Genomic DNA, 13522 nt, shown 5'->3' on the forward strand with positions numbered 1-13522 from the left:
CCCGATCCTTCCAGCGAGACCGGCCCGGGGCGAGGGTGCGTGATCACCCCTCGGGCGCGCCGGCCAGCAGTCGTCCGACCCGGGCGGCCGTCTCGCGCAGCCAGATGTGGGCCGCGTCGTGGGTGTGCACCGGGTGCCACCACAGCGCCTCCCGCAGCGGCACCGCCTCGTAGGGCGGCTCCACGGTCCGTACGGCGGCCAGCGAGGTCAGCAGCCGGGCCAGGCGGGCCTGGATCAGGGCGATACGGCGGGTGCCGGCCACCAGCAGGGGCAGCAACTGGAAGCTGTCCACGGAGACTTCGGCGTGCGGCTCGATGCCGAGCATGCCGAGCTGGCGTACGGCCGGGGCGTCGTAGGTGCGCAGGTAGGTGACCCAGGGCAGCCGGGAGAGGTCGTCCTCGGTGAGCCGGTCGCCGACGTCCGGGTGGTCCTCGCAGACGAGGAAGACCCAGCGGTCGTCGTAGAGGTCGGTGGCGGGGAAGCCGCTGATGACGCCGTGCGGCATGAGCAGGCCGTCGGTGGCGCTGAGCAGGGTCGCGGTGTCGTCGGTCACGCCGGACGGGGTCTGGGTGAAGCGCAGCCGGATGCCGGGGGCCTCCTCGTGCACGACGCGGGCCAGCGCGGTGCCGAAGACGGCGACGGCGTAGTCGGAGGCGATCAGCCGGAACTCGCGCCTCTCCGCGGCCGGGTCGAAGTCGGCCTGGCTGGCGAAGAGGCGTTCCAGCACGTCGTAGGCGGTGGCGGTGCGGTCCAGGAGGACCTGGCCGAGGGCGGTGAGTTCGTAGTGACCGCCGACGCGGGCGAGCAGGTCGTCGGAGAAGTGGCGGCGCAGCCGGGCCAGGGCGGCGCTCATGGCGGGCTGGCTGAGCCCGACGCGCTGCCCGGCGCGGGTGACATTGCGTTCCTCCAGCAGGGCGCGCAGGGCGACGACGAGGTTGAGGTCGAGGCGGGCGAGGTTCACCGGGCGCTCCCTTGCATCCGTTGCTCCTGTGGCTGGCACTCGCTGTCTCTGGCCATCCCAGGCTGTACAGCCACGGCCAGCGAGAATAGATCCGATGGATGACTGTTATCCACACAATCTATTTCCCTGATCACGGGCGGCGGGTCCAGATTAGTGCCACCGCAATCAGGAGGACATGTCCGTGAAACCTGAACCCTCGTCGCCCTCGGCACCGTCGCCCGCGCTGTTCGCGGGTCCCTTCGCCCTCGGCACGCTGTCGGCCCCGGACGGGCCGGCCTTCCCCGCCCTCGTCACCCCCGACGGCCAGGCGCTCGATCTTCGGGCCGCCTTCGGCGACGACCGGCTGACCACCCGGGAGCTGCTGGAGAGTTGGGAGTCCGCACTGCCCCGGCTGCGGGCGCTGGCCGGTGCCGCCGGTCAGGCCCGGCGGCCGCTGGCCGAGTTCCGGGTGCACGCGCCGGTCGAGCCGCGCCAGGTGTTCCAGTCCGGCGCCAACTACCGGCAGCACGTCATCGACCTGCACGTCGCGCACCGTGCCCCGGGTGACGACCGGCCGGAGGCGGAGCGGCGTGCGGAGGCCGCCGAGATCATGGACCGGCGGGCGGCGCGGGACCTGCCGTACGTGTTCATCGGCCTGCCGAGCGCGATCACCGGCCCGTACGACGACGTCGTGCTGCCCGCGTGGGCCGAGCAGCCCGACTGGGAACTGGAGCTGGCGGCGGTCATCGGCCGGCCGGCCCACCAGGTCTCCGTCGAGGAGGCACTGGACCACGTCGCCGGGTACACGATCGCCAACGACCTGACCGACCGGGCCACCGTCTTCCGCCGGGACATGCCGCAGATCGGCACCGACTGGCTGCGCAGCAAGAACGCCCCCGGCTTCACCCCGCTCGGCCCGTGGATCGTGCCCGCCGAGTCGGTCACCGACCCCGGCGACCTGCGTCTCGTCCTCCAGCTGAACGGCGAGACCATGCAGGACGAATCCACCGCGGACATGCTCTTCAGCCTGGCGCGCATGGTCTCCTACGCCTCGCGGACCGCCCGGCTGCTCCCCGGCGACCTGGTGCTCACCGGCTCCCCGGCCGGCAACGGCATGCACTGGGGCCGGCTGCTGCGCGACGGCGACGTCATGGACGCCTCCATCACCGGGCTCGGCGCCCAGCGCACCCGGTGCGTGGCGGAGGTGGCCCGATGACGCTGGACCGCACCGATCCCGAGGGGTCGATAGCGAGGGCCGCCGAGGCGTACTCCAACTGGGGCCGCTGGGGCGCGGACGACGTGCTCGGCACGGTGAACTTCCTCGACGAGGCCAAGCGCCGCGAGGGCGCCGCGCTGGTCCGGCGGGGCGTGAGCTTCTCCCTCTCCCAGCGCTTCGACATGGACGGCCCGCAGCAGGGCTGGCGGCGCCGCACCAACCCGGTGCACACCATGCTGGACACCGGCACCGACGCGGCCCTCGGCAACCAGGGGTTCCCGCACGGCCTCGGCGGCGCCGACGACGTGATCGCGATGCCGCTGCAGTGCTCCACGCAGTGGGACGGGCTCGGGCACATCTTCGACCACGGCAAGGCGTGGAACGGGCGGGACGCGGCGCGCACGGTCACCTCGGACGGCGACCTCGTCACCGGCGTCGAGCACCTGGCCCCGCACATCGCCGGGCGCGGTGTGCTCCTGGACGTCGGCCGGGTGATCGGGGTGGACGGGGAGCTGCCCGACGGCTTCGCGATCACCGAGGAGCACCTGACGGCGACCGCCGAGGCGCACGGGGTGACGGTCGGCCGCGGGGACATCGTCGTCGTCCGCACCGGCCGGCTCACCCGGGCCCGCCGTGAGGGCTGGGGCGAGTACGCGGGCGGTCCGGCACCCGGCCTGTCGTTCACCACGGCGGGCTGGCTGCACCGTACCGAGATCGCCGCGATCGCCACCGACACCTGGGGCTTCGAGGTCCGCCCCAACGAGTTCGAGCACGCCTTCCAGCCGCTGCACCAGGTCGCCATCCCCCACCTCGGCCTGCTGATCGGGGAGATGTGGGACCCGGACGCGCTCGCCGAGGACTGCGCGGCCGACGGCGCGTACGCCTTCTGGCTCACCGCCGCTCCCCTGCCCGTCACGGGCGCGGTCGGCTCCCCCGTCAACCCGATCGCCGTCAAGTAGCCGGTGCAACGAAGGAGTTCCCCCATGAGCGAAGCCCGCACGGTCCTGGTGATCGGCGGCGGTGCGGCCGGCAACGCCGTGACGATCCTGCTGCGCCGCGCCGGTGTCACCGTGGACCTGGTCGAGGCCAAGGACGACTGGAACGCGACCCGCGGCTCCGGCATCACCCTCCAGGGCAACGCCCTGCGCGTCCTGCGCGAACTCGGCGTCTGGGAGCAGGTGGAGGCATCCGGCTTCGGCTTCGGCTCCGTCGGCATCACCGCCCCCGACGGCACCGTCCTGCACGTCCAGGACGACCTGCGCACCGGCGGCGACGACCTGCCCGCCAGCGTCGGCATGCGGCGCCCCCGGCTCCAGCAGATCCTCATCGACGCCGTGCGCGCCAGCGGCGCCACCGTCCGCCTCGGCACCACCGCCGAGATCCTGGACCCGGCCGGCGGCCGGGTACGCCTCTCCGACGGCTCCGAGCACCACTACGACCTGGTGATCGCCGCCGACGGCCTGGGCTCCGCCACCCGCGCCGCGATCGGCATCACCGCCAAGCCCGAGCCGACCGGCATGGCCATCTGGCGGATCGCGGCCCCGCGTCCGGCGGGGCTGACCCGTACCGACCTCGCCTACGGCGGCCCGGCCTACATCGCCGGCTACTGCCCCACCAGCGAGGACACCATCTACGCCTACGTCGTCGAGGACAACCGGGACCGGGCGTCGATCCCGCCGGAGTCGTACGCCGAGGAGATGCGCCGCCTGACCCGGCACTACGGCGGGTTCTGGCCGGAGATCACCGAGCACATCACCGACTCGGGGAAGGTCAACTACACCTGGTTCGACCGCATGCTCGTGGAGGGCTCCTGGCACCGCGGCCGGGTCGTGCTGGCCGGTGACGCCGCGCACTGCTGCCCGCCCACCCTCGCCCAGGGCGCCGCGCTCTCCCTGGAGGACGCCTGGGTGCTGGCCCAGTTGCTGACCGGGACCGACGAGTGGGACGACGCGCTGTTCCAGGCGTACTACGACCGGCGGATCGGCCGGGTCCGGCCGGTCGTGGAGGCGTCGGTGCAGATCGGGCGGTGGCAGCTCGACGGGGTGCGCGACGCCGACGTTCCCGGCCTGATGGGCCGGACGATGACGATGCTCCGGGAGCTGCCGTGACCGCCGTGAACACGCCCACCGTGGACGTGCACGCCCACGTCCTGCTGCCCGAGGCCGAGGCGCTCGTCGCCGGTCTGCCCGGCCACGCCGAGGCCCGCGCGCTGGACGCCCGCCGCAACGGGCCCGCCGCCCTCGCGGTGAGCGGGCCGATGGTCCGCGACCGCATCCCGCTGCTCACCGACCCCGCCGCCCGGCTGGCCGCGATGGACGCGCAGGGCGTGGACGTGCAACTGGTCAGCCCCTCGCCATCGCACTACCACTACTGGACGGACGAGCAGACCGCCGAGAAGGTGTACCGGCTGGCCAATGCGGCGACCGCGGCGCACTGTTCGGCCGCCCCCGGGCGGCTGCGCGGCCTGGGGCTGGTCCCACTCCAGCACCCGGACCTCGCGGTGCGCGCCCTCGACGACGCCCTGGCGCAGGGCCTGCTCGGTGTGGAGATCTCCAGCCACGCCCCCGGCCGGGAGCTGTCCGACCCGGCCTACGAGCCCTTCTGGTCCCGGGCCGAGGAGACCGGCGCGCTGGTCTTCCTGCACCCCTTCGGCTGCACCCTCGACGAGCGCCTCGACCGCTGGTACCTGTCCAACACCGTCGGACAGCCGGCCGAGAACGCCGTCGCCCTCTCCCACCTGATCTTCTCCGGGGTCCTCGACCGTCACCCGGACCTGACGCTGATCGCCGCGCACGGCGGCGGCTATCTGCCCACCCACATCGGCCGCTCCGACCACGCCTGGTCGGCCCGCTCCGACGCGGGCGCCGGCTGCGCCCACCCGCCCAGCAGCTACCTGAGGCGGCTGTACTTCGACTCCCTCGTCCACGACCCGCACGTCCTGCGGGAGCTGGTACGGGTCGCCGGCGCCGACCGGGTGCTGCTCGGCTCGGACTTCCCGTTCGACATGGGCACCGAGGACCCCCTCGGCGCACTGCGCGCCGCGCGGCTGTCCGAGGCCGACTTCGACGCCGTACGCGGCGGGAACGCCACCACTCTCCTCCGGAAGGGATGACACACCATGCGTCTGCTCACCCACCTGCGCCACGTCGACCTCGCGGTACCCGACTACGACAAGCAGCTCGACTTCTACGCCGGCGTCTGGGGCCTGACCAAGGTCGCCGAGGACTCCGGCCTCTCCTTCCTGGCCGCCGAGGGCTCCCCCGAGCAGTACGTCGTGCGGCTGCGCAAGGCCGAGGAGAAGCGCCTCGACCTCGTCTCCTACGGCGCCGCGTCCCCCGCCGACGTCGACACCCTCGCCGAGCGGCTCCTCGCGGGCGGCGTCCAGCTGATCTCCCGGCCGGGCACGGTGGACACCCCCGGCGGCGGCTACGGCTTCCGGTTCTTCGACGTCGACGGCCGCACCATCGAGGTCCTGGCCGACGTCGAGGTCAGGCAGCACCGCAAGATCGAGGAGAAGGAGGCCATCCCGGTCAAGCTCTCCCACGTCGTCCTCAACTCCCCCGACCTGAACCGCACCCGCGAGTGGTACGAGCGCCACCTCGGCTTCGCCCTGTCGGACACGCTGTCCTCCCCGCACATGGGCGAGGTCATGCACTTCATGCGGATCAGCAACCAGCACCACTCGATGGCCATCGCCCAGGGCCCGCACACCGCCCTGCACCACGTCTCCTTCGAGATGCGCGGCCTGGACGAGTACATGCGCGGCTCGGGACGGGTGATGCGCGCCGGCTTCCGGAAGATCTGGGGTCCGGGCCGGCACATGGCCGGGGACAACACGTTCACGTACTTCCTCGACCCGCACGGCAACACCGTCGAGTACACCACCGAGCTGGAGATCCTCGACGAGGACACCTGGCACCCGCACGTCTACGACTTCTCCCAGCCCGAGGTCACCGACCAGTGGGGCACCGCCAACCCCATGAACGAACTGGTCGCCAAGGAGTCCTTCAACGACCCCGACCGCGGCGTCTTCATCGCGCCCCCGGTCTGATCCTCCCCCGCCTACCGGAAAGCAGAGGCGCGCCATGCGTTTCGCCGCCTACGAACACCACCACGAGCGCCGGGTGGCCGTCGTCGAGGAGGACGGCACCCTCTTCCCGCTGCCCGGCGTCACCTCGCTCACCGGCCTGCTCGCCGAGACCGGCGGCCTGCCCGGACTGCTGGCCGCCGGCAGCGCCGCGCTCGAAGCGCCGCCCGGCCCCCGGATCTCCGGGGTGCGGCTGCTCCCTCCCCTGCGGCCCGCGTCCGTACGGGACTTCGTCACCTTCGAGGAGCACGTCGAAGGCGTACGCCGCTCCGTCGACGGCGTCGCCGGGGTGCCCGAGCAGTGGTACGCGGCGCCGACGTTCTACTTCACCAACCCGCACGCGGTCTACGGCCACCAGGACACCGTCCCGGTGCCGCCGGGCTCGGCCGTGCTGGACTTCGAGCTGGAGGTGGGCGCGGTGATCGGCCGGGAGGGCAGCGACCTCACGCCCGCACAGGCCCGCGACCACATCGCCGGCTACACCGTGTTCAACGACTGGTCCGCGCGCGACCTCCAGGGCGCGGAGATGAAGGTCGGCCTCGGCCCCTGCAAGGGCAAGGACACCGCCACCACCCTCGGCCCGTACCTCGTCACCGCCGACGAGCTGGAGCCGTACCGGGACGGCGACGGTTTCCTGCGGCTGGCCCTGAGAGCCGAGGTCAACGGGGTGAAGGTGGGTGAGGACCTGCTGTCCAACATGAGCTGGACGTTCGAGGAGATGACCGCCTACGCCTCGCGCGGCACCCGGGTCGTACCGGGCGACGTGCTCGGCTCGGGCACCTGCGGCAACGGCGGCTGCCTCGCCGAACTGTGGGGACGGCGGGGCGAGAGGACCCCGCCGCCGCTGCGGCCCGGCGACACCGTCACGCTCACCGTCGAGGGCCTCGGCACCCTCACCAACACCGTCGTCCCCGGCCCGGAGCCCGTCCCGCTGCCGGCCGGGCGGCGGCGCGGCCGGGAGCGGCCGTGAGGAGGCTGGAGGGCAAGGTCGTCGTGGTCACGGGTGCCGCCCGTGGCCAGGGCGCCGCCGAGGCCGCGGCCCTCGCCCGGGAAGGCGCCCGGGTCATCGCGACCGACGTGTCCCCGGCGGGCGGCTGCCGTCGCCTCGACGTCAGCAGCGACGACGAATGGGCCCTGCTCGCCGCCGAGTTGGCACAGACGTACGGGCAGGTGCACGGCCTGGTGAACAACGCGGGCGTCACCTGGCGGGCCCGGGTGGGTGACGTACGGGCCGAGGACTTCGAGCGGGTCCACTCGGTCAACGTCACCGGTCCGCTGCTCGGCATCCAGCGGCTGAGCCCGCTGATGCCGCCGGGCTCCTCGATCGTCAACGTCGGCTCCTCCGCCGCGCTCACCGCGCACTACCCGGTCGCCTACACGGCGAGCAAGTGGGGTCTGCGGGGCCTGTCGAAGGCGGCGGCGCTGGAGCTGGGCCCGCGCGGCATCCGGGTGAACACGGTCCACCCCGGTTACATCGAGACCGGGATGACCGCCTCCGCCGCCCCGGCGTTCCGCGCGGCCAACGTCCGCGAGACCCCGCTGGGCCGCACGGGCACGGTCGACGAGGTGGCGCCGCTGGTGGTGTTCCTGCTGTCGGACGAGTCGTCGTTCATCACCGGCGCCGAGATCCCGGTGGACGGCGGACTGACCGCGCACGGCGGCGTCAAGTCGGTCTCCGACGCGCTGCGCCCCCAGCCGCCGCCCGGTCCCGAAGAACCGTAGTGTACGTTCGTACGCTCTCCGGGTAGGGTCGCGGCCATGACAGTCGACATACCGGTCCGGCCCTCCTCGGCGGAGCGGCGGGCCCGTATCGCCGTGGCCGTGCTGTTCCTCACCAACGGCGCCCTGTTCGCCAACCTGCTGCCGCGCTACCCGGAGATCAAGGCCGACCTCGGGATGAGCAACGCCGTCTACGGGCTGGCCGTCGCCGCCTTCCCGGCCGGCGCCATCGTGGCGGGGCCGGCGGCCGGCGTGCTCGTGCGCCGGTTCGGGTCGGCGCGAGTGGCCGTCGTGTGCACCCTGCTGACCGCCCTCGGCGCCCTCGCCGCGGGGACCGCCGGCTCGGTGCCGGTGCTCGCGGCGGCCCTGTTCCTGGCGGGGGCGATGGACGCGGTCACCGACGTCGCGCAGAACGCGCACGGCCTGCGCGTACAGCGCCGCTACGGACGTTCCATCATCAACTCCTTGCACGCGATCTGGTCCGTCGGCGCCGTCACCGGAGGCGCCATGGCCGCCGGGGCCATCGCCCTGGACCTGACGCGCGGACAGCATCTGACGGTCTCGGCGGTCGTCTTCGGCGCCGCCGCCTGCCTCACCCTGCGGTACTGCCTGCCCGGCCCCGACACCGGACCGGAGGCCGACGGCCACGAGGGCCACCGACCGCGGCAGGCGGGCACCGCCCGCCGTACGGCCTACGTGCTGACCGCCCTCGTCCTGATCGCCACCGCCGGCACCCTCGTCGAGGACGCCGGGAACTCCTGGGCCGCCCTCTACCTCTCCGGCTCCCTGCACTCCTCGGCGGCGCTCGCGGCCACCGGCTACATCGCCCTGGTGGGCGCCCAGTTCACCGGCCGCGTCATCGGCGACCGGCTCGTCGACCGCTTCGGGCAGCGCGCGGTGGCCCGGGCCGGCGGCCTGATCACCGCGGCCGGCATGGGTCTGGCCCTGGCGGTGCCCACCCTCCCCGGCACCATCGCCGGCTTCGCCGCCGCCGGGTTCGGCGTCGCCACCCTCGTACCCGCCGCGATGCACGAGGCCGACGCGCTGCCCGGCCTCAGACCCGGCTCGGGGCTGACGATCGTCTCCTGGCTCATGCGCCTGGGCTTCCTGCTCTCCCCTCCCGTCGTCGGCCTCGTCGCCGACGCCGCCGGCCTGCGGCTGGGCCTGCTGGTGGTACCGCTGGCCGGAGTTCTCGTGGTGCTGCTCGCCGGGGTGCTGCGGCCACGCGAGCGCTGAGCGCGCCCCGGTGCGCCCCGCCAGAAGGTACGTTCGTACGCTCAGGGTGTACGCTCGCGACCATGGCGACGACGGACCACTTCGCGGGCGACCCGCGCACCAACCTGGAACGCATGCGGGCGGGCGACCTCTACATCGCCGACGACCCGGAGATCGCCCGCCGCCAGCAGCGGGCCGTGCGCCTGGCCGCCCGTTACCAGGCCGCCTACGCCGAGGACGCCGACGCGGCCCGTCCGCTCCTCGCCGAGCTGCTCGGCGCGCTCGGCGAGGAGGCGCACGTACGGCCGCCCCTGTACGTCGACTACGGCAGCAACATCACGATCGGTGCCCGTACCTTCGTCAACTACAACCTCACCGCCCTGGACGTCGCCGCCGTCACCATCGGCGCGGACTGCCAGATCGGACCGAACGTCCAGTTGCTCACCCCGACCCACCCGCTGGAGCCGGGGCCCCGCCGCGACAAGCTGGAGGCCGCCCGGCCGATCACCATCGGCGACAACGTGTGGCTCGGCGGCGGCGCGATCGTGCTGCCCGGCGTGACCATCGGGGACAACTCCGTCATCGGCGCCGGCGCCGTCGTCACCAAGGACGTCCCCACGGACGTCGTCGCCGTCGGCAATCCCGCCCGCGTGGTACGGAGTCTGTGAGTCTGTCGTCATGGCCACCGGACACACCGACCCCCAGCGCCGCGAACGCATCCTCGCCGCGACCCTCGACCTGATCGCCGACGAGGGGGTCGCCGGCGTCTCCCACCGGAAGATCGCCGCACGCGCCGGCGTGCCCCTGGGGTCGATGACCTACCACTTCGACGGCATGGACCACCTGCTGGGCGAGGCGTTCCGCCGCTTCACCGACCACATCGTCGCCCTCTTCGACGCCCATCTCAGCGCCCCGGCCGACCGCGACCAGGCCAGGGCGGCGGTGACCGACCTCATCCACGTCCTGTCCGAGGGCAGCCAACGCGACCTCGTCCTCACCCAGGAGCTGTACACCCTCGCCGCCCGGCGCCCCGCCTACCGGGAACTCACCCACACGTGGATGGCGCGCAGCCGCACCCACCTGGAGAAGCACTTCGACCCGGACACCGCCCGGCAACTGGACGCCCTCATCGAGGGCCTGACCCTCCACCGCGCGCTCGCCCGGCACCCCCACGACCGCGCCCTGACCCTGGAAGCCGTCACCCGCGTCACCACACCCGGCACGCCCGGCACACCGGGTTCACCGGGCACCGTCCCCGGCGACCGGGCCACCTGACCGCCCGTGCGGCACGGACCTGACCGCTGTGCCGCACGGGCCCCGCAGTGGCAGGCTCGTCCGCCCGAAGGACGCCGCGGACCCGCGCTGTCCCGCTACAGCGTTCCCCGTCGCGCGACAAGCGGATCGGAGACCGCGGCGAGCGCACCGCGGCCACCGGAACGGTCCGCTCCGACGGCATGGGCGCCGTCTGCTGGCCGGCGTTCGGCGGAAAGCACACGTACCGCCCCGGCCACGACCGGTACTCCCTCCACGCCTCGAAGGCAGCGGCACCGGCCTGACCCTGCGCGTGCGCGACACCACGGCCGTCGACCGGCTCGGGTACGCCTGGTCGCGGCGGAGCGACCGCGCCGCGCACACCCGGCACCCACCACCCGAAGAGACCTGACCCGCGGGTCACTCGATCGTCGCGCGTGCCTCCTGGCATCCGGCGGCGCCGTCGACGGCTGCGCCCCGGCCGTGGACCCAGCCGCCCGGCCGGCCGCCGCAGCGGCGTGGGAGACCGTGATCGGCACGGACACCTTCGCCGGCCACGGTGCCCTGGAGGCCACGTGGAACTCCCCGTCTCCGGCCCCGGCGTCTGGCGCACCCACCGGGCTCGACAGCGTCTGAGGCGGCCGGCACCGCGGCAACGACGGCTGGAAGACGCGTCGCCCGCCGAGTCGCCCGGGCCGGCGCGCCTCCGCGTTTCGGCCACCCGGGTCTCGCCGCCCTGCCCTTGCGCGGCGAGGGTCGTTGTAGCCGACATGTGCCGGCGCCCCTGCGGAGCCTGGTGAGCCATCCCGGCCGAAACACGTGCGTTCGATTGCGGCCCCGCGTCGTTGAGCCCGGTGCCGGGTCGCCCCCGGCCCCGACGCAAGGAGACGCGCAGTTGACCCCGACCACCCGGCCCGTGCAGCCGCCACCGCCCGCGGAGATCACCTACTCGGGGCAGTACTCCGTCAACCCGCTGGGACAGGCCGGTTTCCGGAGTCTGTGCGCGCAACTCCCGTCCGTGCTGGCCCGCATCGCGCGGCTGGCCTGGGGGATCGACCGCCGCGCCGTGCTCCTCCTGCTGGCCTGTCAGCTGGCCGCCGGAGCGGCAGCCGCCGTACTGCTGACCGCCACCGCCCGCGCCCTGGCCCCCGTCCTCGGGGCCGGTGCCGTGGCGGACCGGCTGCGCGAGGCCCTCCCGGCGCTGGCCGTCGTCGCGACGGCCGGCGCGGTCGCCCGGACGTCCGTGGCCGTGGCCCGCTATGCCGAGCGGCGCGTCACGCCCCGGCTGACGACCGCGATGGACACCGCGCTCGTCGAGGCCGTCTGCCGGGTCGAGGCCGCCGCCTACGCCGGCGACGGCTTCTCCGACCGGCAGGAAGCCGCGGAGATGGGTGTCACCCGCACCCACGTCATGGTCATGGACGCCCAGCGGTTCATGACGGCCTTGATCAGGCTGGTCACCGCCGGCGTCGTCGTCTCCGTCCTGCACCCCCTGATGCTGCCGCTGCTCCTGCTGGCCGTCACCCCGGCCGGTGTCGGGGCGGTCCTGACCGCACGGGTCGACTACGAGATCCACTACGCCAACATCGCCGACCGCAACATCCGCGGCATGACCCGCTGGTGGGCCACCACACCCAAGTACGGCGACGAGGTCCGCGCCAACGGCATGACCGACTACCTCCTGTACTGGTACCGCGCCCTGTCCGAACGGGTCGACCGGCGTACCGTGGCCGCGGCACCCCGGACCCTGCGGATCACCCTGCTGTCCTCGCTCGCGGGCGGGACGTTCCTCGCCGCGACCTGGGGAACGCTCGCCTGGCTGACCGCGAGCGGACGGATCGCGCCGGCCGTCGCCGCGACCGCGGTCGTGGCCGTGCAGACCACGCTGGCCGCGCTGTCCCAGCTTGTCATCGAGGGCGCCGCCGTCTTCCACACCAGCCTGTATCTCGGCGACATGCAGGCGTTCTTCGACGACGCCGCCGCCCGCGCGCCCAGGCGGGGAACGTCAGCCGTCGCGCCGCCCGTGGAAGAGATCCGGCTGGAGGAGGTCGTCTACCAGTACCCCGGCAAGGACCGCCCCGCTGTGAACGGCGTCTCCCTCACCCTGCGGCGCGGTCAGATCCTCGCCGTCGTCGGAGTGAACGGCTCGGGCAAGAGCACCCTGACCCGGCTGATCACCGGCATCTACCTCGCCGACAAGGGCCGCGTCACCTGGAACGGCACCGACCTCGCCGACACCGACCCGGCCACCGTCTGGGCGTGCACCGGACTCGTGCCGCAGATCTTCGCCCAGTGGCCGCTGCGAGCCCGGGAGAACGTCACCCTCGGCCAGCCCCACAGCCATGACGACCGTGACGTGTGGGACGCCGTCGACTCGGTCGGCATGCGTGAGGTGATCGAGGAACTGCCCGGCGGGCTCGACACCCTCCTCGCCCGCGAGGTCTTCGGCGGCACCGAACTCTCCGGCGGCCAGTGGCAGCGGCTGGCCTGCTCCCGCGCCCTGTACCGGCGTCCGCCCCTGCTGATCCTGGACGAGCCGACCTCGCAGACGGATCCTCGTGGCGAGCACGCCATCTTCGAGCGGATCAAGGCCATCTCGGCCGACCGGATCACCATCGTCGTCACCCATCGGCTGGAGAACACGAAGACCGCCGACCACATCGTCGTCATGGAGCAGGGCCGCATCACCGAACAGGGCACCTACGACGATCTCGTCCACGCCGCCGGGACCTTCGCCGACCTCCTCCGTCTGTCGCAGGAGCGGTGAACTCCCGTCTCCACCGGCCGCGGTCCCGTCCGGACCGGAAACGGTCAGGGGCCCTCAGGGGCCGGTCCCGGGCGGCCCCGGAACCGGCCCCTGGGGCCCGTCGGCTACGCCTGCCTCATGGCCGCGACCAGGCCGGCGGGGCGCATGTCGGTCCAGTTCTTCTCGATGTGCTCCAGACATTCCCGGCGGCCGGCCGGGCCGTGCGCCGTGCGCCAGCCCTGTGGGACGTCGATCGACACCGGCCACAGCGAGTACTGGCCCTCGTCGTTGACAAGGGCGAGGTACTGGGCGTGCTCGTCCTCGAAGGGGTTGCTCATCTTTCCGCTC

The 13522-nt window shown here is 73.4% G+C and carries 13 protein-coding genes; 11 read left to right on the forward strand and 2 right to left on the reverse strand.

Annotation, left to right across the window (positions count from 1 at the left end):
• Positions 1–43 precede the first annotated feature (43 nt).
• A complete protein-coding gene (locus ACZ3IG_RS08675) occupies positions 44–961 on the reverse strand; it encodes a LysR family transcriptional regulator (RefSeq protein ID WP_467430199.1) in 918 nt (305 codons plus the stop codon).
• 175 nt (positions 962–1136) lie between these two features.
• Here ACZ3IG_RS08675 and ACZ3IG_RS08680 point away from each other — a divergent pair, with 175 nt between their 5' ends.
• The 11 genes from ACZ3IG_RS08680 (at position 1137) to ACZ3IG_RS08730 (ending at position 13195) form a co-directional block, all read left to right on the forward strand.
• Positions 1137–2156 (forward strand): fumarylacetoacetate hydrolase family protein, encoded by a 1020-nt coding sequence (locus tag ACZ3IG_RS08680; RefSeq protein WP_467430200.1) that lies wholly within the window; start codon positions 1137–1139, stop codon positions 2154–2156.
• Positions 2153–3115, forward strand: a complete 963-nt coding sequence (locus ACZ3IG_RS08685; RefSeq protein WP_467430201.1) for a cyclase family protein — start codon at positions 2153–2155, stop codon at positions 3113–3115. The genes ACZ3IG_RS08680 and ACZ3IG_RS08685 overlap by 4 nt, the downstream gene beginning before the upstream one ends.
• A 24-nt stretch (positions 3116–3139) precedes the next feature.
• A complete protein-coding gene (locus tag ACZ3IG_RS08690) occupies positions 3140–4264 on the forward strand; it encodes an FAD-dependent oxidoreductase (RefSeq protein WP_467430203.1) in 1125 nt (374 codons plus the stop codon).
• Between the two features lie 5 nt (positions 4265–4269).
• Positions 4270–5268 carry an amidohydrolase family protein gene (locus tag ACZ3IG_RS08695; RefSeq protein ID WP_467430561.1) on the forward strand — a complete coding sequence of 333 codons (999 nt, stop codon included), beginning with the start codon at positions 4270–4272 and terminating at the stop codon, positions 5266–5268.
• Positions 5269–5274: 6 nt separating this feature from the next.
• Positions 5275–6207, forward strand: coding sequence for a VOC family protein (locus tag ACZ3IG_RS08700; protein ID WP_467430204.1), 933 nt, complete (start codon positions 5275–5277; stop codon positions 6205–6207).
• Positions 6208–6241: 34 nt separating this feature from the next.
• Complete coding sequence (locus tag ACZ3IG_RS08705) at positions 6242–7213, forward strand: fumarylacetoacetate hydrolase family protein (protein ID WP_467430206.1); 972 nt, start codon at positions 6242–6244, stop codon at positions 7211–7213.
• Entirely contained in the window at positions 7210–7965 is a 756-nt protein-coding gene (locus ACZ3IG_RS08710; RefSeq protein WP_467430207.1) for an SDR family oxidoreductase, read from the forward strand. The genes ACZ3IG_RS08705 and ACZ3IG_RS08710 overlap by 4 nt, the downstream gene beginning before the upstream one ends.
• A 36-nt stretch (positions 7966–8001) precedes the next feature.
• Positions 8002–9198 carry an MFS transporter gene (locus tag ACZ3IG_RS08715; RefSeq protein WP_467430210.1) on the forward strand — a complete coding sequence of 399 codons (1197 nt, stop codon included), beginning with the start codon at positions 8002–8004 and terminating at the stop codon, positions 9196–9198.
• A 62-nt stretch (positions 9199–9260) separates the two neighbouring features.
• On the forward strand, positions 9261–9845 hold the full coding sequence (locus tag ACZ3IG_RS08720) for a sugar O-acetyltransferase (RefSeq protein ID WP_467430212.1): 585 nt from the start codon (positions 9261–9263) through the stop codon (positions 9843–9845).
• A 10-nt stretch (positions 9846–9855) separates the two neighbouring features.
• Complete coding sequence (locus ACZ3IG_RS08725) at positions 9856–10452, forward strand: TetR/AcrR family transcriptional regulator (RefSeq protein WP_467430214.1); 597 nt, start codon at positions 9856–9858, stop codon at positions 10450–10452.
• A gap of 871 nt (positions 10453–11323) precedes the next feature.
• On the forward strand, positions 11324–13195 hold the full coding sequence (locus ACZ3IG_RS08730) for an ATP-binding cassette domain-containing protein (RefSeq protein ID WP_467430217.1): 1872 nt from the start codon (positions 11324–11326) through the stop codon (positions 13193–13195).
• A 104-nt stretch (positions 13196–13299) separates the two neighbouring features.
• On the opposite strand, the gene ACZ3IG_RS08735 is transcribed toward ACZ3IG_RS08730, so the two are convergent.
• Positions 13300–13512 carry an MbtH family protein gene (locus ACZ3IG_RS08735; protein ID WP_467430218.1) on the reverse strand — a complete coding sequence of 71 codons (213 nt, stop codon included), beginning with the start codon at positions 13510–13512 and terminating at the stop codon, positions 13300–13302.
• Between the last annotated feature and the right edge of the window lie 10 nt (positions 13513–13522).

The organism is Streptomyces sp. NPDC016677, assembly GCF_055562815.1.

What these genes read in the sequence shown, in the direction of transcription:
- ACZ3IG_RS08715 (WP_467430210.1), top strand. Translation starts at nt 8,002, where the DNA reads ATGACAGTCGACATACCGGTCCGGCCCTCCTCGGCGGAGCGGCGGGCC.
- ACZ3IG_RS08700 (WP_467430204.1), top strand. Translation starts at nt 5,275, where the DNA reads ATGCGTCTGCTCACCCACCTGCGCCACGTCGACCTCGCGGTACCCGAC.
- ACZ3IG_RS08720 (WP_467430212.1), top strand. Translation starts at nt 9,261, where the DNA reads ATGGCGACGACGGACCACTTCGCGGGCGACCCGCGCACCAACCTGGAA.
- ACZ3IG_RS08735 (WP_467430218.1), bottom strand. Translation starts at nt 13,512, where the DNA reads ATGAGCAACCCCTTCGAGGACGAGCACGCCCAGTACCTCGCCCTTGTC.
- ACZ3IG_RS08685 (WP_467430201.1), top strand. Translation starts at nt 2,153, where the DNA reads ATGACGCTGGACCGCACCGATCCCGAGGGGTCGATAGCGAGGGCCGCC.
- ACZ3IG_RS08690 (WP_467430203.1), top strand. Translation starts at nt 3,140, where the DNA reads ATGAGCGAAGCCCGCACGGTCCTGGTGATCGGCGGCGGTGCGGCCGGC.
- ACZ3IG_RS08705 (WP_467430206.1), top strand. Translation starts at nt 6,242, where the DNA reads ATGCGTTTCGCCGCCTACGAACACCACCACGAGCGCCGGGTGGCCGTC.
- ACZ3IG_RS08725 (WP_467430214.1), top strand. Translation starts at nt 9,856, where the DNA reads ATGGCCACCGGACACACCGACCCCCAGCGCCGCGAACGCATCCTCGCC.
- ACZ3IG_RS08680 (WP_467430200.1), top strand. Translation starts at nt 1,137, where the DNA reads ATGTCCGTGAAACCTGAACCCTCGTCGCCCTCGGCACCGTCGCCCGCG.